At 71.2% G+C, this 17,269-nt stretch carries 17 protein-coding genes; 7 read left to right on the plus strand and 10 right to left on the minus strand.

Features of this window, described 5'->3' with window-relative positions:
- Positions 1-12 precede the first annotated feature (12 nt).
- The 3 genes from OHU34_RS05255 to OHU34_RS05265 are packed head-to-tail and all read left to right on the plus strand — an operon-like array spanning position 13 to position 3,527.
- The gene (locus tag OHU34_RS05255) at positions 13-951 is read left to right on the plus strand and encodes a carbohydrate ABC transporter permease (RefSeq protein WP_142267481.1); all 939 of its coding nucleotides are present in this window, start codon (positions 13-15) and stop codon (positions 949-951) included.
- A gap of 11 nt (positions 952-962) precedes the next feature.
- Positions 963-2,309, plus strand: coding sequence for an ABC transporter substrate-binding protein (locus OHU34_RS05260; protein ID WP_405765045.1), 1,347 nt, complete (start codon positions 963-965; stop codon positions 2,307-2,309).
- A gap of 15 nt (positions 2,310-2,324) precedes the next feature.
- Positions 2,325-3,527 carry a Gfo/Idh/MocA family protein gene (locus tag OHU34_RS05265; RefSeq protein ID WP_142267479.1) on the plus strand — a complete coding sequence of 401 codons (1,203 nt, stop codon included), beginning with the start codon at positions 2,325-2,327 and terminating at the stop codon, positions 3,525-3,527.
- A gap of 48 nt (positions 3,528-3,575) precedes the next feature.
- Here OHU34_RS05265 and OHU34_RS05270 read toward each other — a convergent pair whose 3' ends face one another.
- Genes OHU34_RS05270 through OHU34_RS05280 form a run of 3 tightly spaced genes read right to left on the minus strand, consistent with a single transcriptional unit; the run spans position 3,576 to position 4,926 of the window.
- On the minus strand, positions 3,576-4,271 hold the full coding sequence (locus OHU34_RS05270) for a L,D-transpeptidase family protein (RefSeq protein ID WP_142267478.1): 696 nt from the start codon (positions 4,269-4,271) through the stop codon (positions 3,576-3,578).
- Positions 4,272-4,312: 41 nt separating this feature from the next.
- The gene (locus OHU34_RS05275) at positions 4,313-4,777 is read right to left on the minus strand and encodes an aminotransferase class I/II-fold pyridoxal phosphate-dependent enzyme (RefSeq protein ID WP_405765048.1); all 465 of its coding nucleotides are present in this window, start codon (positions 4,775-4,777) and stop codon (positions 4,313-4,315) included.
- Positions 4,774-4,926, minus strand: a complete 153-nt coding sequence (locus tag OHU34_RS05280) for a hypothetical protein (RefSeq protein WP_405765051.1) — start codon at positions 4,924-4,926, stop codon at positions 4,774-4,776. Before OHU34_RS05280 ends, OHU34_RS05275 begins: the two co-directional genes overlap by 4 nt.
- Positions 4,927-4,987: 61 nt before the next feature.
- On the opposite strand from OHU34_RS05280, the gene OHU34_RS05285 reads away from it, so the two are divergent.
- The gene (locus tag OHU34_RS05285) at positions 4,988-6,376 is read left to right on the plus strand and encodes a pyridoxal phosphate-dependent decarboxylase family protein (protein ID WP_405765054.1); all 1,389 of its coding nucleotides are present in this window, start codon (positions 4,988-4,990) and stop codon (positions 6,374-6,376) included.
- Here the strand turns inward: OHU34_RS05285 and OHU34_RS05290 are convergent.
- Positions 6,354-7,634 carry an MFS transporter gene (locus tag OHU34_RS05290; RefSeq protein ID WP_405765057.1) on the minus strand — a complete coding sequence of 427 codons (1,281 nt, stop codon included), beginning with the start codon at positions 7,632-7,634 and terminating at the stop codon, positions 6,354-6,356. The two genes, OHU34_RS05285 and OHU34_RS05290, sit on opposite strands and share 23 nt — an antisense overlap.
- A gap of 100 nt (positions 7,635-7,734) precedes the next feature.
- Here OHU34_RS05290 and OHU34_RS05295 point away from each other — a divergent pair, with 100 nt between their 5' ends.
- A complete protein-coding gene (locus OHU34_RS05295; RefSeq protein ID WP_142267475.1) occupies positions 7,735-8,271 on the plus strand; it encodes a hypothetical protein in 537 nt (178 codons plus the stop codon).
- A gap of 4 nt (positions 8,272-8,275) precedes the next feature.
- Here the strand turns inward: OHU34_RS05295 and OHU34_RS05300 are convergent, their stop codons facing one another.
- The 3 genes from OHU34_RS05300 to OHU34_RS05310 form a co-directional block, all read right to left on the minus strand.
- Positions 8,276-9,190, minus strand: a complete 915-nt coding sequence (locus OHU34_RS05300; protein WP_405765059.1) for an SDR family oxidoreductase — start codon at positions 9,188-9,190, stop codon at positions 8,276-8,278.
- 135 nt (positions 9,191-9,325) lie between these two features.
- Positions 9,326-9,955 (minus strand): MBL fold metallo-hydrolase, encoded by a 630-nt coding sequence (locus OHU34_RS05305; protein ID WP_142267473.1) that lies wholly within the window; start codon positions 9,953-9,955, stop codon positions 9,326-9,328.
- Complete coding sequence (locus tag OHU34_RS05310) at positions 9,955-11,040, minus strand: S-(hydroxymethyl)mycothiol dehydrogenase (protein WP_142267472.1); 1,086 nt, start codon at positions 11,038-11,040, stop codon at positions 9,955-9,957. Before OHU34_RS05310 ends, OHU34_RS05305 begins: the two co-directional genes overlap by 1 nt.
- Positions 11,041-11,213: 173 nt before the next feature.
- On the opposite strand from OHU34_RS05310, the gene OHU34_RS05315 reads away from it, so the two are divergent.
- Positions 11,214-12,968 (plus strand): ABC transporter ATP-binding protein, encoded by a 1,755-nt coding sequence (locus OHU34_RS05315; RefSeq protein WP_405765061.1) that lies wholly within the window; start codon positions 11,214-11,216, stop codon positions 12,966-12,968.
- 67 nt (positions 12,969-13,035) lie between these two features.
- On the opposite strand, the gene OHU34_RS05320 is transcribed toward OHU34_RS05315, so the two are convergent.
- On the minus strand, positions 13,036-13,332 hold the full coding sequence (locus OHU34_RS05320; RefSeq protein ID WP_142267470.1) for a hypothetical protein: 297 nt from the start codon (positions 13,330-13,332) through the stop codon (positions 13,036-13,038).
- Positions 13,333-13,503: 171 nt separating this feature from the next.
- Between OHU34_RS05320 and OHU34_RS05325 the strand changes: the two genes are divergently transcribed.
- Entirely contained in the window at positions 13,504-13,869 is a 366-nt protein-coding gene (locus OHU34_RS05325; protein ID WP_142267469.1) for a nuclear transport factor 2 family protein, read from the plus strand.
- 347 nt (positions 13,870-14,216) lie between these two features.
- Here the strand turns inward: OHU34_RS05325 and OHU34_RS05330 are convergent, their stop codons facing one another.
- Positions 14,217-15,008, minus strand: coding sequence for a hypothetical protein (locus tag OHU34_RS05330; RefSeq protein ID WP_405765065.1), 792 nt, complete (start codon positions 15,006-15,008; stop codon positions 14,217-14,219).
- Between the two features lie 147 nt (positions 15,009-15,155).
- Positions 15,156-17,114 carry a ricin-type beta-trefoil lectin domain protein gene (locus OHU34_RS05335; RefSeq protein ID WP_405765067.1) on the minus strand — a complete coding sequence of 653 codons (1,959 nt, stop codon included), beginning with the start codon at positions 17,112-17,114 and terminating at the stop codon, positions 15,156-15,158.
- Positions 17,115-17,269: the final 155 nt, after the last annotated feature.

Genomic DNA, 17,269 nt, shown 5'->3' on the forward strand with positions numbered 1-17,269 from the left:
GAAGGAGTCGACATGACCGCTGTGACCGTCCCGACGGCACCGGCACCACAGGCGACACCCGTACGGCCCGTCAGGCGCCGGCCCACCCCCGGGCGGATCGTGGCCTGGGTGGTGCTGGCCGTGATCGTGCTCGTCACCCTGTTGCCGTTCTACTGGATCCTGCGCACCGCGCTGTCCACCAACTCCGGACTCGCCGCGAGCCCGGGCGATCCCCTGCCGGTCGATCCGACGGCGGGCGGCTTCGAACGAGCGCTCGGCCTGCAGTCCACCAAGGAGGCGATCGCCCAGGGCGGGGCGGGCGGCGGGCTGAGGTTCTGGCGGTATCTGCTCAACTCGGTGGTCGTCTCGACCCTCGTCACCGTCTGCCAGATCTTCTTCTCCGCGATGGCCGCGTACGCCTTCGCCCGCCTTCGCTGGCGCGGCCGGGACAAGGTGTTCGCCCTGTTCCTCGCCGGTCTGATGGTGCCGACCATCTTCACCCTGCTGCCGAACTTCGTGCTCATCAAGGAACTCGGCCTGGTGGACTCCCTGTTGGGGATCGCCCTGCCGACGATGTTCATGACGCCGTTCGCGGTGTTCTTCCTGCGCCAGTTCTTCATGAACGTTCCGCGAGAGGTCGAGGAAGCGGCACTGCTGGACGGCGCGGGGAAGGTACGGATCTTCTTCCGGGTGCTGCTGCCGATGGCGTCCACGCCGGTACTGACCCTGGCCGTGCTGACGTACATCACCTCCTGGAACGACTACTTCTGGCCGTTGATGGTGTCCTACAGCGACGGCTCACGGGTGCTCACCGTGGCGCTGGCCGTCTTCCGGGCACAGACCCCGCAGACCGGCACCGACTGGTCGGGCCTGATGGCGGCGACGCTGATCGCGGCCCTGCCCATGCTCGTGCTCTTCGGGTTCTTCGCCCGCCGCATCGTCAGCACCATCAGCTTCACCGGGATCAAGTAATGGAGACGGACATGCGGATACGGATGCGTACGCTCACCGCACTGGCCGGGGTGCTCGGGCTGTCCCTGGTGAGCGGCTGCGCCCAGGGGGGCGCCGGGTCGTCGGCGGACACGGTGACGTACTGGCTGTGGGACGCCAACCAGCAGCCCGCCTACGAGGCCTGCGCGAAGGACTTCGAGAAGCAGAACCCCGGACTCACCGTGAAGATCACCCAGTTGGGCTGGGACGACTACTGGACCAAGCTCACCGCGAGCTTCATCGCGGGCACCGAGCCGGACGTGTTCACCGACCACATCCAGAAGTTCGGCCAGTTCGCGGACCTGAAGGTGCTGGAACCGCTCGACGACCTGGGCATCGACGACGCCGACTACCAGCCGGGGCTCGGCGCCAACTGGATGGGCCAGGACGGCCGGCGCTACGGCGCCCCGAAGGACTGGGACACCGTCGCCCTCTTCTACAACCGCGAGCTGGCGAAGGCCGCGGGCCTCACCGCCGCGCAGCTGAACGGTCTTTCCTGGAACCCCGAGGACGGCGGCACCTTCGAGAAGGCCATCGCACACCTCACCGTCGACACCAAGGGCAGGCGGGGCGACGAGCCCGGCTTCGACAAGAACCACGTCAAGGTGTACGGCCTCGCCACCAACGGCGGCGGGGACGGCGACGGCCAGACCCAGTGGAGCACCTTCACCGCCTCCGCCGGCTGGACCTACACGGACCAGAAGCGGTGGGGCACGAAGTACCGGTACGACAGCAAGACCTTCCAGTCGGTCGTCGAGTGGTACTTCGGCCTGGCGAAGAAGGGCTACATGGTGCCCTTCACGGACTACAACTCCCAGTCCAACCAGGCCAACACGCAAGTGGCCGCGGGCAAGGCGGCCGCCGCCTTCGACGGCGCGTGGATGATCTCTTCGTACGACGGTTTCAAGGGCCTGGACATCGGCACCGCCGTCACGCCCGCCGGCCCGTCCGGCAAGCGCGCCACGATGATGAACGGACTCGCCGACTCGATCACCAGGAACGCCCGCAACAAGGCGGGGGCGAAGAAGTGGGTCGCCTACCTGGCGTCGGACGAGTGCCAGCGGACGGTGGGGAGTTACGGGATCGTCTTCCCGGCGACGCCCGACGGCACGAAGGCCGCGGTGGCGGCGTACGAGAAGAAGGGCATCGACGTCGGCGCGTTCACCGAACCGGTCGCCGACAAGAAGGACTTCACCACCTTCTCGTATCCGATCACCAACTACGCGGCCGACGTGTACGCGCTGATGCACCCCGCCATGCAGGACATATTCGGCAACGGCGGCTCCGTGAGCGGTCTCGACCGGACCAACAGCCAGATCAACCTCATTCTCGACCAGTGAAGGGCACAGCCACCCATGACGTTCTCCCTCGGCATCGTCGGTGCCGGACAGTTCTCGGGCCAGTTCGCCACGCTGTTCCTGGCCCACCCCGGCGTCGGTGACGTGTACGTCACCGATCTGCTGCCCGAGCGCGCCGAGCGGCTCGCCGCCGACGTGGGCCTGACCGGGACGTTCCCCAGTTACGAGGCGATGCTGGCGTCCGAGGCGGTCGACGCGGTCGCCGTCTTCACCCAGCGCTGGACGCACGGCCCGCTGGTTCTCCAGGGTCTGGAGGCGGGCAAGCACGTGTACTCCGCCGTCCCCATGGCGATCACCACCGAGGAGATCGCGGCGATCATCGACGCCGTCAGGGCGACCGGGCTGACGTACATGATGGGTGAGACCAGCCAGTACAACCCGGCGACCGTGCACGCCCGCAACCAGATCGCGGAGGGCGCCTTCGGGCGGATCTTCTACGCCGAGGGCGACTACGTCCACGACATGGACCTCGGCTTCTACGAGGCCTACCGGTACAGCGGCGGCGAGAACTGGAAGGAGACCGCCAGCTATCCCCCGCTGCTCTACCCGACGCACTCGGTGGGCGGCGTCCTGGGCGCCTGGGGGACGCACGCGGTGAGCGTGTCGGCGATCGGTGTCGTCGACGGACGGGGGGACGGTGTCTTCGACAAGGAGGTCAGCCGGTTCGGCAACGACTTCTCCAACGCCACCGCGCTGTTCGAGGTGGCGGGCGGTGGTTCGTTCCGCACCAACGAGTTCCGGCGGGTGGGGTACCCGTCCCACATCCGCGAGTCCCGTTTCCGCTTCTTCGGTACCGAGGCGAGCATGGAGCAGCTGGCGACGGTGGCGCTGTGGCAGGACAAGAACGGGGTGAAGGACATCAGCGAACTGCTCGAACCCAAGCCCACCCTGTCCCCCGACGACCCGTCGCTCCAGCACATCGCGCCCGAGCTGCGGGCCGCCTTCACCTCGGGTTCGGCGCCGGTGCACGACCGTGCGCGACTGCCGCGGGAGTTCGACGAACTGCACAACGGGCACGAGGGCAGCCACCACTTCCTGGTGGACGACTTCGTGACCGCGGTCGGCACCCGTACGCTGCCGTCCGTGAACGCCTGGGTCGCGGCCCGCTACACCCTGCCGGGCATCATCGCGCACGAGTCCGCGCGGCAGGGCGGGGCCAGGCTGGAGATCCCGGACTTCGGGGACGCGCCCGGGGCGTGACGCCCGGGACGGCCGGGCGCCCGCGCCACGTCAGCGATCTGGGTGGACTCAGGTGCCCGGCTTGCGGCCGTACACGAAGACGTCGTCGCCGTTCTTCAGCAGCGACCAGTACTTCTTGGCGGTCGTGGTGGTCATGTTGACGCAGCCGTGGGAACCCGGCGGGTTCCACATGCTGAGACCGACCGAGTGGAAGGCCTGGCCGCCGTCGAAGAACTGGCTGTAGGGCATCGGCACGTTGTAGATGGTCGACACGTGGTCGATGTTCCGCCAGTAGATCTTCTTCAGACCGGTGCGGGTCTCGTACCCGTTGCGGCCGGTACGGACCGGGACGGGCCCGTAGACGAGCTTGCTGCCGTCCTGGATCCAGCTGATCTGGAGGGTGAGGTTGACGCAGGCGATGCGGCCCTTGTTGGTCGGGCACTTGCCGGCCTTGTTGGGCTTGTTGCCGACCGCCTTCTGCTTGTTCATGAGGTCCATCACGCCCCAGGTGACGGGCCCGGCGTAGCCGATGTTCGGGGTGATGCCGTGCTTGGTCTGGAAGGCCCGGATGGCCTTGCAGTCGGTGGTCGACTGCTTGCCGTCGACGGGCCGGCCGAGGAACTTCTCGACCTGCTTCTGGTACGGCCCGGCCGTCGTCGTACAGCTGGCGGCCTGCGCCGGCCCGGCGCCCAGCGCCAGCGTCAACGGCGCGACCAGGCCCGTGAGCCCGAGCACGACGGCCCCTCGTCTGCGTATGTCCCCCATGGCTGCCCTCTCCCTGGCACATCAGTGGCGATCTCACCCTCCTAGACAGCTCTCCGGGGGCATCGGTTGTAGTCCGGTCCGGGCTGTGACGAAACAGTGAACTTCGCGTCAGTTCGCCGGACGGCGAAGTGCGGGCCCGGGATCACGACGAGGCCGCGGGCGGCGGCCCGGGTCGCGAGGTCGGCGGCCCGGGTGGCCGTCCGCAGGTGCAGCCACAGGGTCAGTCCGCCGTGCGGGAGTTCGTAGGTCCATCCGGTGCCGTCGAGGCGATGTGCGAGATGGTCGCGCTGGGCGCGCAGCCGTGCCCTGCGGTCGGCGAGAACGTCGGCGAAGCCGCTGTCGTCGGCCAGCAGCTGGCAGGCGATGAGCTGTTCCAGGGGTGGCGGGGACAGCAAGGCCTGCAGGGGGTTGGCGCACAGGCTCCCCACGAGGTCGGCGGTCGTGCGGATCCAGCCGATGCGCAGGCCGCTCCACACGGTCTTGGCGGCCGAGCCGATCTGGATCACGCCGGGTCCGGCCAGGTGCGGCTCGGTGCCGGGCGGGGCGGCAGTCTGCCGTCGACCACCGCCTCGCGCACGGCGTCGGCGAGGGAGCGGGCCAGCGGTCCGGGGCGCTCGCGCCAGGCGCCGAGGGCGGCGGCGAAACCATCGTGCATCGGTCCAGTTTCCCTCAGGTGGACCGGTCGCCGCCGGGCGCCCCCGTCCTAGGCTCGCCGTATGCATCGCACTCTCGCCGGCGATCTCTCCCGGCTTCCCGACCTCCTCCAGTCCGCCCGTGACTTCGCCGTAGGTGAGGTGACCGGCCTGGCGGAGCGGCCGGTGGTCCGCCTCGACCGGGCGCCCGGCCGGGTGGCCCTGCCCGACGAGGGGACCGGGGCCGAGGGCGCTCTCGCCCGGTTCGCCGAACACTGGGCGCCCGGGTTCTCCGGCTCGGCCGGGCCGCGCTACCTCGGCTTCGTCACGGGCGGGGCGACGCCCGCGTCGGTCGCCGGGGACTGGCTGACCGGCGCGTACGACCAGAACGTCTCCGGGGCGGGCGGCTCGTGGGCGGCGGCGCTGGAGCGGGAGACGGTGGCCTGGCTGGGTGAGCTGTTCGGGCTGGGCGAGGCGCACGGCGGAGCGTTCGTGACGGGCGCGACGGTCTCCAACACCGTCGGGCTCGCCATCGCCCGTGAGTGGCTGGGCGAGCGGCTGGGGGTGGACGTGTCGCGTGAGGGCGTGGCCGCGCTGGGGCCGGTGGAGGTGCTCTCGGGCAGCCCGCACTCCAGTGTCGCCAAGGCGCTCTCGGTGCTGGGCATCGGCCGGGACCGGCTGCGGCAGGTGCCCGTGCTCGACGGCCGGGAGGCCGTCGACATCGAGGCGCTCGAGACGGCGCTGGCCGCGCTGGACGGGCGGCCGGCGGTCGTCGTGGCCAACGCGGGCACCGTCAACACCGTCGACTTCGACGATCTGCGGGCGATCGCGGCCCTGAAGGAGCGGTACGACTTCTGGTTGCACGTGGACGCGGCGTTCGGCGGTTTCGCCGCGCTCTCCCCCGCGCACGCGCACCTCGTGGACGGGCTCGACGCGGCCGACTCGGTCTGTGTGGACCTGCACAAGTGGCTCAACGTGCCGTACGACGCGGCCGTGCAGTTCACCCGGCGCCGCGACCTCCAGGTGCGGGTCTTCCACAACGCCTCGCCGTATCTCGGGCTGCCCACCGGCGGGCCCGACTTCGTCCATCTCACACCGGAGAACTCGCGGCGGCTGCGGGCGCTGCCTGCCTGGTTCTCGCTGGTGGCCTACGGGCGGGCCGGGCACCGCGAGATCGTCGAGCGGAGCGTGGACCTCGCCGCCCGGCTCGGTGCGGGGGTCGCCGCGCTGGACGGGCTGCGGCTGCTTGCCCCGGTGCGGCTGAACGTCGTCTGCTTCACTCTCTCCGACGACCCGACGCAGGAGCGGGTCGGCGCGCTCGCGGACGCCGTGGCCGCGTCCGGGGAGGCGTTCCTGACGCCGACGGTGTACGGCGGGGTGCCGGCGCTGCGGGCGGCGTTCAGCAACTGGCGTACGTCGCCGGCGGATGGGGAGCGGGTGCTGAAGGCTCTCAGCGCGGCACTTTCCGGCTGATCGTCACTGTGCCCCGCTGGTACGGAAGTTCGCGGCGGGCGCGGACCGGGGAGAGGAAGACGGGCAGGAAGTTCACCGCCAGCAGCGCGCCGCCCACCCAGAGGGTGGCCCGCACTCCGGCCAGTTCGCCGATGAGGCCGGAGACGGCGGCGCCCACGGCCAGCGCCCCGGTCAGGAGGAAGCGGAAGGTGGCGTTCATCCGGCCCAGGAGCGCGTCCGGGGTCATCCGCTGGCGCAGGCTCACGCCGAGGACGTTGTCCACGCCGGTCTTGAGCAGGGTCAACACCCAGGCCGCCCCCGCGATCCACAGCCAGGGCCCCCTGCCGACCAGGGGTACGAGCAGGGCCGCGGGTGCCAGGGCCAGCCCGGTGAGGCCGAGTGCCCGGCCGTGTCCGAGGCGTGCCGCCAGCGGGCGGGCGCACCACGCACCGAGCAGCAGCCCGAGCCCGCCCGCTCCCCAGAACAGACCCAACGCGCCTGCGGAGAGGCCTGGTTCACGGACGAACAGGATCGGCAGCATGGTGGTGACGATCTGCGAGCCGAAGTTGCTGAGGGCGGCGGTGAGCGCGAGCGCCCGCAGCTCCCGGTCGCCGAGGACGTGTCGTACGCCCTCCGCGATCTGGGCGCCCAGCCGGCTCTCGGGCGCCGGGCGCGGCGGTTCGTCGCCCGGCCGCAGCGCGCAGAGCTGGAGCGCGGAGACGAGGTAGGCGCCGGCCGCGCAGAGCACGGCCACGGGTGCGGTGAGCAGTTGGACGAGTCCGCCGCCCGCGCCGCGTCCCGCGATGTTGCCCGCGGCCTGGAGGCTCACGACGGCCGTGTTGGCCTGCACCAGGGCGGCGCGGTCGACCAGCCGGGGCAGCACGCTCTGCGAGCCGACGTCGAAGAACACGGTCGCGCACCCGTTGAGCAGGACCACCGCGTACAACTGGGCGAGGGTGAGCGTGCCGGACCACCAGGCGACGGGCACGGAGGAGAACAGCACCGCCCGGCCCAGGTCCGCGCCGATCAGGATGCGGCCGTGCCGCATCCGGTCCACCCAGACCCCGGCCGGCAGCCCGATGAACAGGAACGCGACCGTGCTCAGCGCGGCCAGGGCACCGACCTGTCCGGGACGCGCGTCGAGCGCGGTCACCGCGACGAGCGGTACGGCGACGTAACTCACGTTCGTGCCGAGTTGGCTCAGCGCGGTGGCCGAGAACAGGACGCGGAAGTCGCGGACGCGCCAGGGTGAGGCGGTCGGCTCGGTGGGGGTGTGCACGGTTGCACGCTGCCCGACGTTCTCCGGGCGGACAAGTGAAAAGATCTGCACAGGCGGTTAAGCGCCCCTACCACGTCAACAGGACGGAGACCGTGCGGAGATGTCCGCTTTCCTCCAGCAACTCCCCGCTCTCATAGGTGTCGTGGTCGGTGCCCTCGGCTCGTATCTGGCGATCGTGCGCAGCGACGGGGCCAGGTTCCAACGCGAGACGGCGGCCCGGTGGGAGGAGCGGCGGCTGAGCGTGTACGGCGACTACGCGCGGGCGCTGAAGAAGTCGGTGAACCTGACGTACCGCGTCGCCTCCCACCTCGGCAACGACCCGCACCCGCACCCCCTGTCCCCCGCGCAGGCCGAGCCGCTGCTCGCGGAGGCCACCGACGGACGCGACCCGGCCGGAGAGGCGCTGATCATGCTGGGCAGCCGGGAGGTGGTGGATCGGGCGCGGGTGTGGGTGACCACGGTGATGGACATGGAACGGTTCATGCGCGAGGGGACGCACGACCCGCAGGCCTGGCAGGCGCTGCTGGAGCGGCAGCGGGCCGGCCGGGAGGGCTACTACGCAGCCGTACGCGAGGATCTCGCCCTGCCGCCGGGGCACCCGGCGCGCTGGGCGACCGCTCCGCTCTCCGACGCCTGAGTGCTCAGCGGTAGCCGGTGGTGTCCGCCGCCTTCCCGGGGTCCTGCACCTCGACCATGTAGCGCCAGGCGTCCGGGCGGCTGCCGTCGAGGTCGGTGAAGCCGTACACCGGGGCGAGACCCCCGCTGGACAGGGACCGCCCGTTGAAGCGGGCCACGTCGGGGTCGGCGGCCAGGGCGGCGACCGCCCGGCCGACGTAGCGGGGTGTCTCCGAGATGGCGAAGTGGGGGACGCGGTCCAGGGCGTCCCGCCAGTTGTCCTCGCGTACACCGAAGGTTTCGAGCATCAGCTCCGAGCGCAGCCAGCCGGGGGTGAGCGCGAGGGCGGTGGCGCCGCGCGGCCCGAGTTCGTGGCCGAGGGCGAAGGCCATGCGCAGGACGGATGTCTTGGCGAGGTCGTAGAAGAAGTTCACTCGATAGGTGTCGCGGTTGTACTCGGCGGTGCCGTCGGTCATCTCGACGACCAGTCCGCCGGGCCGGCGCAGCAGCAGCGGCAGCGCGTGGTGGCTGGTGATCGCGTGGGTCTCGACGGCGAGCCGGAGCAGCCGGAGCCCGTTGTCCAGGTCGTGCTCCCAGAGCGGGGTGTCCCAGGCGAAGAGGTGCTCGGCGCCCCAGATGTCGTTGACGAGGACGTCGAGGCGGTCCTGCTCGTCCGCGACCCGGTCGACGAGGGCGCGGACCTGGGCCGCGTCGAGGTGGTCGGTGGGCACGGCGATGCCGTGGCCGCCCGCCTCGGTGACCAGGTCGGCGGTGTCCTCGATCGTCTCGGGGCGGTCGCTCTCGGAGCGCCGGGCGCGGGTGGTGCGTCCCGTCACGTAGACGGTGGCACCGGCCGCCCCCAGTTCCACGGCGATGCCGCGTCCCGCACCCCGTGTCGCCCCGGCGACCAGGGCGACCTTGCCTTCCAGCGGACCGGACATGTCCGACCTCCTGCGTGTTCCGTCGGTGTCGCCATCGAGGATCGATGGCGTGAACGAGGATCGCGCGGAAGCCGGACATCTCCTGTCGGCTTTTCCCCGCCGGGTCACCCGATCGGGCGCGGGCCGCGGTCGCTCTCAGTGCCCGCGGGCGATCCACTCCTCCAGATGGGGGGCCTCCGCGCCGATGGTCGTCGTGTCGCCGTGACCGGTCAGCACCTTCGTCTCGGGCGGCAGGGCGAGCAGCCGGTCCTTGATGGAGGTGATGATCGTCGGGAAGTGGGAGTAGGAGCGACCGGTGGCGCCCGGTCCGCCCTGGAAGAGGGTGTCGCCGGTGAAGAGCACCCCGAGGCCGGGGTCGTGGAGGCAGACCGCGCCGGGCGCGTGCCCGGGGGTGTGCAGGACCGTGAGGTCGGCGCCGGCGGCCTCGATGACCTGTCCGTCGGCCAGGTGGGCGTCGGGCTCGCGGTCCGGGTGGGTGAGCTTCCACAGCGGCAGGTCGTCGGGGTGCAGCCAGATCGTGGCGCCGGTCGCGTCGGCGAGGGCGGGCGCGGCGTCGATGTGGTCGTTGTGGGCGTGGGTGCACACGATGGCCGTCAGCCGGCGGTCGCCCACGGCGGCCAGGATGGCGTCGGCGTCGTGCGCGGCGTCGATGACGATCGCCTCGTGGTCGTCGCCGACGATCCACACGTTGTTGTCGACGTCCCAGGTGCCGCCGTCGAGGCTGAACTGGCCCGAGGTGACGAGGCGTTCGATGCGCGCGGCCATCACAGCACCACCACCGAGCGAAGGACGTCTCCGTGGTGCATCCGCTCGAACGCCTGCTCCACCTCGTCGAGTCGGATGGTCTCGGTCACGAACGCCCCGAGATCCAGGCGGCCTTGGAGATGCAGGTCGATCAGCATCGGGAAGTCACGGGAGGGCAGACAGTCGCCGTACCAGGAGGACTTCAGTGCCCCGCCGCGCCCGAAGACGTCCAGCAGGGGCAGCTCGAGCTTCATCTCCGGCGTCGGCACGCCGACCAGGACGACCGTGCCGGCCAGGTCACGGCCGTAGAAGGCCTGCTTGTAGGTCTCCGGACGGCCGACGGCCTCGATCACCACGTCCGCGCCGAAGCCGCCGGTCAGCTCGCGGATCGCCTCGACGGGGTCGGTCTCCTTGGAGTTGACCGTGTGCGTGGCGCCCATCTTGCGGGCTGTCTCGAGTTTGCGGTCGTCGATGTCGACGGCGATGATCTTCGCCGCGCCGGCCAGGTTCGACCCGGCGATCGCCGCGTCGCCGACACCGCCGCAGCCGATCACCGCGACCGTGTCGCCGCGGCCCACGTTGCCGGTGTTGATCGCCGCACCGATACCGGCCATCACCCCGCAGCCCAGGAGCCCCGCCACCGCCGCCGACACCGACGCGTCGACCTTCGTGCACTGCCCGGCCGCCACCAGGGTCTTCTCCGCGAACGCCCCGATGCCCAGCGCCGGGGACAGCTCGGTGCCGTCGGTCAGGGTCATCCGCTGCTTGGCGTTGTGGGTGTCGAAGCAGTACCAGGGCCTGCCGCGCAGGCACGCCCGGCACTGCCCGCACACCGCACGCCAGTTCAGGATGACGAAGTCGCCGGGAGCGACGTCGGTGACGCCCTCGCCGACCGACTCCACGACACCCGCCGCCTCATGACCGAGCAGGAAGGGGAACTCGTCGTTGATCCCGCCCTGCTTGTAGTGCAGGTCGGTATGGCAGACCCCGCAGGCCTGTACCTGCACCACGGCCTCGCCGGGGCCGGGGTCGGGGATCACGATCGTCTCCACCCGTACCGGCTCGTTCTTCCCCGGCGCGATCACTGCGCGCACTTCCTGCGGCATGGTGCTGCCCCTTTCGTCGGCGGTCGTCCGTCCCGCTGCCGACCCTACGCGTGACTGATCGGTAAGGGCACGGACGGCAGGGCCGACGCCCGCCCTGAACACGCCCTTCCCGGCCGCACCGCGCCGCGGCCCACGTAGCCTGAGGCCTGCGACCCGACCTCCCGAGGAGCCCCGTGACCATCGCAGAGACCGCCGGCGACCGGCCCCCGTGGCGGCTGTTGCTCGACTACGTACGGCCACACCGCCGGTCCCTGCTGGCGGGTGCGGTGCTGTCCCTCGTCACCGGCGCCACCGGGCTGCTTCTGCCCCTGGTGGCACGGAAGTTGATCGACGACCTGGGCCAGGACCGTTCGATATCCGGTGCGTTGCTCGCACTGACGGCACTGGTCGTCGCCAACTCGGCGGTGGGCGCGCTGGGTTCGTTCGTGTTGCGGCGCACCGCGGAGTCGGTGGTGCTCGGCGCGCGGCGGGCACTCTCCTCGTATCTGCTGCGGCTGCGGATCACCGCCGTGGACCGGAGCGAGCCCGGCGATCTCATGGCCCGGATCACCTCCGACACGACGCTGCTGCGCGAGGTGACCACCGACTCGCTGGTGGGCCTCGGCACCGGCGGGCTCACGCTGGCCGCCACGGTCGTGATGATGGGCCTGGTGGACCCGGTACTGCTGGGGGTCACGCTGGCCGTGATCGTCTGTGCGGGGACGGTCCTGGGCGTGATCGTGCCGCGGATCAACCGGGCGAGCCGCCGGGCGCAGGACGCCGTCGGCGTGATGGGCGCCTCGCTGGAGCGGGTGCTCGGCGCGCTGCGCACGGTGAAGGCGTCGGGCGCCGAGCACCGCGAGGAGGAGACGCTGCACGCGACGGCCGAGGAGTCCTGGCGGCAGAGCGTGCGGGCCGCCAAGTGGTCGGCGGCCGCGGGCAACACGGCAGGACTGGCGATGCAGACGGCCTTCATCACCGTCCTCGCGGTGGGCGGCGCGCGGGTCGCGACGGGCGCCATCGAGATCGGCACGCTGGTGGCATTCCTGCTGTACGTCTTCTATCTCATGTCGCCGATCCAGCAGGTCGTCGGCGCGTTCACCCAGTACCAGACGGGTTCGGCGGCCCTGAGCCGCATCCAGGAGGCCCTGCGGCTGCCCGCCGAGCCGGCGTCCCGGCCCGAGCCGCTGCCCTCGCCCGCCGCCGAACCGGCCTCGCTGGGCTTCGCCGACGTCCGGTTCCGGTACGCCGACGACCTGCCCTACGTCCACCACGGGGTGACGTTCACCGTGCCGCCCCGCGGCATGACCGCGTTCGTCGGCCCTTCGGGCGCGGGCAAGACCACGGTGTTCTCGCTCATCGAGCGGTTCTACGACCCGGAGTCCGGCACGATCGCCCTCGACGGGCGCGACCTCGCGGACTGGGACCTGTCCCGGCTGCGCTCCTCCATCGGCTATGTCGAGCAGGACGCCCCCGTGCTGTCGGGCTCGCTGCGCGACAACCTGCTGCTGGGGAATCCGACGGCGGACGACGACGCCGTGCGGGGCGTGCTGAAGACGACCCGGCTGGAGGGTCTGGTCGAACGGCTGCCGCAGGGGCTGGACACCCTGGTCGGGCATCGCGGGACGAAGCTGTCCGGCGGCGAGCGGCAGCGGGTGGCCATCGCCCGCGCGCTGCTGCGCCGCCCGAGGCTCCTCCTCCTGGACGAGGCGACCTCGCAGTTGGACGCGGTGAACGAGGCGGCGCTGCGCGACACCGTCGCCGATGTCGCCCGGACGACCACCGTCCTCGTCGTCGCGCACCGGTTGTCGACGGTCACCATGGCCGACCGGATCGTCGTCATGGACGCGGGCCGGGTCCGCGCGGTGGGAACGCACCGTGAGCTGGTGGCGGGCGACCCGCTCTACGCGGAGCTGGCGGCCACGCAGTTCCTGGCGACGATCGAGTGAGCGGGCCCGGACGCGCGTGGGGGCCGCCCGGTCGTCCGGACGGCCCCCACGGAGCGAGGTGCGCCGCTCAGCCGACAGCGGGCAGCAGCCCGGTGACGGGCGCGACGAGGTCGGTGACCTGGTGCAGCTCGTTCAGCTGCTCGAGCTGGCTGACCTTGTTGAGTTCGCCCAGCTGCCTGGAGACCGGCGGGAGGTCGGCCCGGTACTCCGCGGGAATCTGGCTCGTGGCGAGCGAGTCCAGCGCGGTCATCGGGTTGATCCGGCCGGCGGCCGGAGCTTCGGCCGCGTTCGCCATGGGCGCCGCGAGGCCCGTGACCCCGGCGGCGAGAGCGGCGATTGCGGCGATGCGTCGAGTGGAGATCATGCCTACAGCAACGCCACCGGTGCCCTGGTGGACACGGGTGGGGGGCGGCGCTCACCCGACAGGCGGAGGTCAGCGGCTGCGCTTGCCGAGCCCGGCCTGCCGGAGGAGCCTCGAAGGTGAGGGTCGGGCGGCCCGACCTCCCCTCGGCCGCGGCCCTCGGAGGAGGTCACCATGGGCACCGCGGCAGGCTCCGCCTTCGACACCGAGACCCTGCGCAGGGGCGTGGAGGGCAACACCGCGACGGCTTTGCTGTCGCTCTACGCCGACGACGCGGAGATACGCGTCATCGACCACAACTCCCAGCCCAGCCAACCCAAAGTGCTGCACGGCCGGGACGAGATCGGCCGGATGCTGGAGGACGTCTACAGCCGGGACATGACCCACAAGCTCGAGGAGTGCATCGTCCAGGGCGACCGTGCCGCATTCAGCGAGTCGTGTCGGTACTCGGACGGCATGCGCGTCCTCGCCGAGTCGATGATCACGCTGCGGGACGGCAAGATCGTCGAGCAGACCATGATCCAGGCATGGGACGAGTAGGCAGGAAGACCACAGGGGTCCAGGTCACCTCCAGGCTGACCTGGACCTTCTCGGTGCGGGCGGTACGGGGGCGGTCGCGTCCCGCCCGGTCTGCGCTGTCGGTACCGGTCTCCGCAGCGGGTCGGCGCCTGTCCGTGGCTCTGCTGCGGACGGCGCTGCGAGCCGTGCCGTCCCGTCCACGCCGTCCGACACCGCCCGCTGTTCGCACGCGGTACGGCCGGCGCCGGTGACGCCGTACCCGCACGAGCCGCCCGTCGCCGCTCTCCCGGGCCCGGGCGGTCGGTCCGCGCCGCCCGCCGCAGCGGAGTCGGCCTCGACGACCGCCGCCCGCCGCGCTGCAGCAGGCCTCAAGCCCGTGCGGAGGCGCTCCCCCTGGCGGCCTCGGTGTCCTCGGCGGCGATTCGCCCGAGGCGCCGGATCACCGCGCTCAGCCTCGCCAGTGCCACCGCCGTGCCGGCGCAGACGGGAACGGCGGGCCAGTACGCGAGGACGTTCCCGAAGGCCGCGCAGACGAGAAGCGCGAGCAGCGCCGTCATGCCGACGGTGGCCCCGAGCGCGCACGGCCCGAAGCGGTCGTCGCGGCTCGCCCGGACCCGGCCCGTCCTGGCCGCCAGGAAGGCGGTGGCGGACACGGCGAGCGAGATCAGATACGACGTCGTCAGCGGGGTGAGCACGATCAGCGTCACGTCCAGCGTCCCGAAGTGCCAGCCGGGCCAGACGTCCTGGCCGTCGATCTCCACGACCCGGCCGTGCCACAGACCGAGCACGACCCGCTTGCCCTCCCAGAGGTCGTGCCCGACCTGGTCCGCGACCTTGTCGACCCTCTTCTGCCCTGCGCCCAGGGCGAGTCGCACGGTGTACTCGGTGTGGGTGAAGTACGTGCCGCTGCCGCCGGCCTGGCCGCCGCCCGAGTACCCGGACACCGTGTGCGAGGTCAGCTCCGTCACGCTCGCCGCGGCGGTGTCCAGGGATCCGTCCGACCGGGCGTGCGCCACGGCCGTCTCCTGGTAGGTGCGTCCGGCGAGCAGCAGGATCAGGACGGCCATGACGAGGCGGAACACCGCGCGCCGGACGCGCCCGCCCCCGCTCCCGCGCCCGCTCCCGCTCCCGGTCGGCTCGGCCTCGCTGGTGTCCGACATGGTCCCCCCCCTGGTCCCGCACGTCGACTGGTCCGGCATGTCGACAGACACGGGAAACGCCCGGCCGGTTCCCCGACACCGGTGCTCGGACGCCTCTGCCCGGGGACCGGTGCCCCGACCCGCGGGTCGGGGCACCGGTCCGCAGGGTCAGGTCAGGGTCCACTTCTGGTTGTCGGCGGTGCCGCAGGTCCAGAGCACGATCGGGGTGCGGTTGGCCGTACCCGCCCCGTTGGCGTCGAGGCACAGTCCCGCGTTGACGTTGGTGATCGTGCCGTCGCTGTTGACGTTCCACTTCTGGTTGTTCTGGCCGTTGCAGTCCCAGATGACGACCTTGGTGCCGTTGGTGGTACCGAGGTTGTAGGCGTCCAGGCACTTGTTCCCGTACACCACGAGTTCCTTGCGGGAGGTGTACGTCCAGGCCTGGTTGGAGCCGCCGTTGCAGTCCCACAGTTCGGCCTGGGCGCCGTTGGTGATCGTGCTGTTGTACAGGTCCAGGCAGCGGCCGGACTGCTTGCCGACGACGAGGGTGCCGTTCGCGCCGGCGAGGGGCTTGACCGTGATGTCGGCGAGGGTCGGGGCGCCCGTGAAGGCGAGCGTGTTGGACGAGCCCTTCGACAGGGCCACCTGGAGGGAGACGGTGCCCTGCGCGGAGCCCGTCGGCGGGAAGGAGACCGTCGTCGCGGTCTGGCCGTTGACCTTCAGCGTCGCGGTACGCGCGGTGGAGGCCGTGTTGGTGTAGGCGACGTCGACGACCTTCAGGCCGGTGCTCCCGGCGACCACACCGGAGAAGCTCGACGTGCCGGTGTAGGTGCTGCCCGACGCCTCGGTGCCGCCGGTGACGGTGAGCATGACGGAGCCGCCCGCCGGGACGCTCGCCGTGTAGCTCGTGGCGTACGAGCCGACGTCGGCGCGGGCCCACAGGTCACGGACGGTGGCGGAGGCGTTGGTCAGACCCAGGTCGGACCAGCGGACGGTGATGTTCTGGGCGGCGGAGGTGCGGTTGAGCAGGACGACGGCACGCTTGCCGCTGCCGGCGAGGACCTTGCCGTAGACCTGCGCCCCGGAGGTGTCCTCGGCGACCTTGACGCCCTGGAGGCCGCGCGCGTCCTGGTCGACGGCGATGACCTCGGGGTTCTTGAGGATGTTGGCCGTCTCCGTGGTCATCGTGGTCAGGTCGTTGCCGGCGAGGAGCGGGGCGCCGGAGACCGCCCACAGGTTCATGTGGGTGCGGTTCTGGGCGGCGGTGAAGCCGGTCATGCCGACCATCAGCATGTCCGGGTCGTTGTAGTACCCGGTGTGCTGGGAGGTGGGGTGCAGGCCCTGGTCGAAGTTGGACAGCAGGTTCGTCATCGACGGGTTGTTGCCGTAGTAGATGATGTCGGTGCTGGTCCGGAACATCGGGGCGAGGCCGGGGGCCCAGTTCCAGGTGTTCTGGTAGCCCCAGTTGCAGATGGAGAGGGTGAGCGGGCGGCCGGTGGCGGCCGTCGCCTTCGTGACGGCGCCGCTGATCGCGGTGTACGCCGTCGCCGCGTCGAGGCCCTCGGCGTCACCGCCGCACCAGTCGACCTTCACGAAGTCGAAGCCCCACTGCGAGAACCGGAGCATGTCCTGGTCGTAGTGGCCCTCGCTGCCGCTGCCCGGGGCGGCGGGCCGGCCGGTCGGGTAGTAGTAGCCGCAGCCGTCCTTGCCGGCGTCCGTGTAGATGCCGGCCTTGAGGCCCTTGCTGTGGATGTAGTCGGCGATGGCGCTCATGCCGCCGGGCCACTCGGACTCGTCGACGGTGATGTCGCCCCCGCTGTCGCGGGTGCCCTGCCACCAGCCCTCGTCGATGTTGATGTACTTGTATCCGGCCGCCGGCAGTCCCGCGGCGACGAACGCGTCGACCTGCTGCTTGATGACGTTGTAGTCGATCTTCGCGGCGAAGCTGTTCCAGGAGGCCCAGCCCATCGGGGCGGTGGGCACGGCGATCTGCCGCGAGGTCGCGGCCTGGGCCGGGCCGGCTTGGGCGAACACCAGGGCGGCGGTCACCGTCAGCAGCAGGGCGAGCACCCGGGAGGCGGCGGATCTCCAGCGCCGGACCGGGTGCGCGGGGGGTGGGGGAAACATACGGGCGGCTCCAAGCTTCGATATATCGAACAAGGGTCGGCAAACCGAACGCGTTGCGCGCCGAAAGTAGAGCCGCCGGAGAGTGAAGTCAACGGCTGCGACAGAAGTGATGTGACCGCTCTCAACGACGAAGTGGCCACATTCGCAGGGTCGTT

This window comes from Streptomyces sp. NBC_00080 (assembly GCF_045041255.1).
Taxonomy (GTDB): Bacteria; Actinomycetota; Actinomycetes; order Streptomycetales; family Streptomycetaceae; genus Streptomyces; species Streptomyces coriariae.

Coding starts and splice junctions, on each gene's coding strand:
- OHU34_RS05255 (WP_142267481.1), top strand. CDS start 13: ATGACCGCTGTGACCGTCCCGACGGCACCGGCACCACAGGCGACACCC.
- OHU34_RS05260 (WP_405765045.1), top strand. CDS start 963: ATGCGGATACGGATGCGTACGCTCACCGCACTGGCCGGGGTGCTCGGG.
- OHU34_RS05265 (WP_142267479.1), top strand. CDS start 2,325: ATGACGTTCTCCCTCGGCATCGTCGGTGCCGGACAGTTCTCGGGCCAG.
- OHU34_RS05270 (WP_142267478.1), bottom strand. CDS start 4,271: ATGGGGGACATACGCAGACGAGGGGCCGTCGTGCTCGGGCTCACGGGC.
- OHU34_RS05280 (WP_405765051.1), bottom strand. CDS start 4,926: ATGCACGATGGTTTCGCCGCCGCCCTCGGCGCCTGGCGCGAGCGCCCC.
- OHU34_RS05285 (WP_405765054.1), top strand. CDS start 4,988: ATGCATCGCACTCTCGCCGGCGATCTCTCCCGGCTTCCCGACCTCCTC.
- OHU34_RS05295 (WP_142267475.1), top strand. CDS start 7,735: ATGTCCGCTTTCCTCCAGCAACTCCCCGCTCTCATAGGTGTCGTGGTC.
- OHU34_RS05300 (WP_405765059.1), bottom strand. CDS start 9,190: ATGTCCGGTCCGCTGGAAGGCAAGGTCGCCCTGGTCGCCGGGGCGACA.
- OHU34_RS05305 (WP_142267473.1), bottom strand. CDS start 9,955: ATGGCCGCGCGCATCGAACGCCTCGTCACCTCGGGCCAGTTCAGCCTC.
- OHU34_RS05310 (WP_142267472.1), bottom strand. CDS start 11,040: ATGCCGCAGGAAGTGCGCGCAGTGATCGCGCCGGGGAAGAACGAGCCG.
- OHU34_RS05320 (WP_142267470.1), bottom strand. CDS start 13,332: ATGATCTCCACTCGACGCATCGCCGCAATCGCCGCTCTCGCCGCCGGG.
- OHU34_RS05325 (WP_142267469.1), top strand. CDS start 13,504: ATGGGCACCGCGGCAGGCTCCGCCTTCGACACCGAGACCCTGCGCAGG.
- OHU34_RS05330 (WP_405765065.1), bottom strand. CDS start 15,008: ATGTCGGACACCAGCGAGGCCGAGCCGACCGGGAGCGGGAGCGGGCGC.
- OHU34_RS05335 (WP_405765067.1), bottom strand. CDS start 17,114: ATGTTTCCCCCACCCCCCGCGCACCCGGTCCGGCGCTGGAGATCCGCC.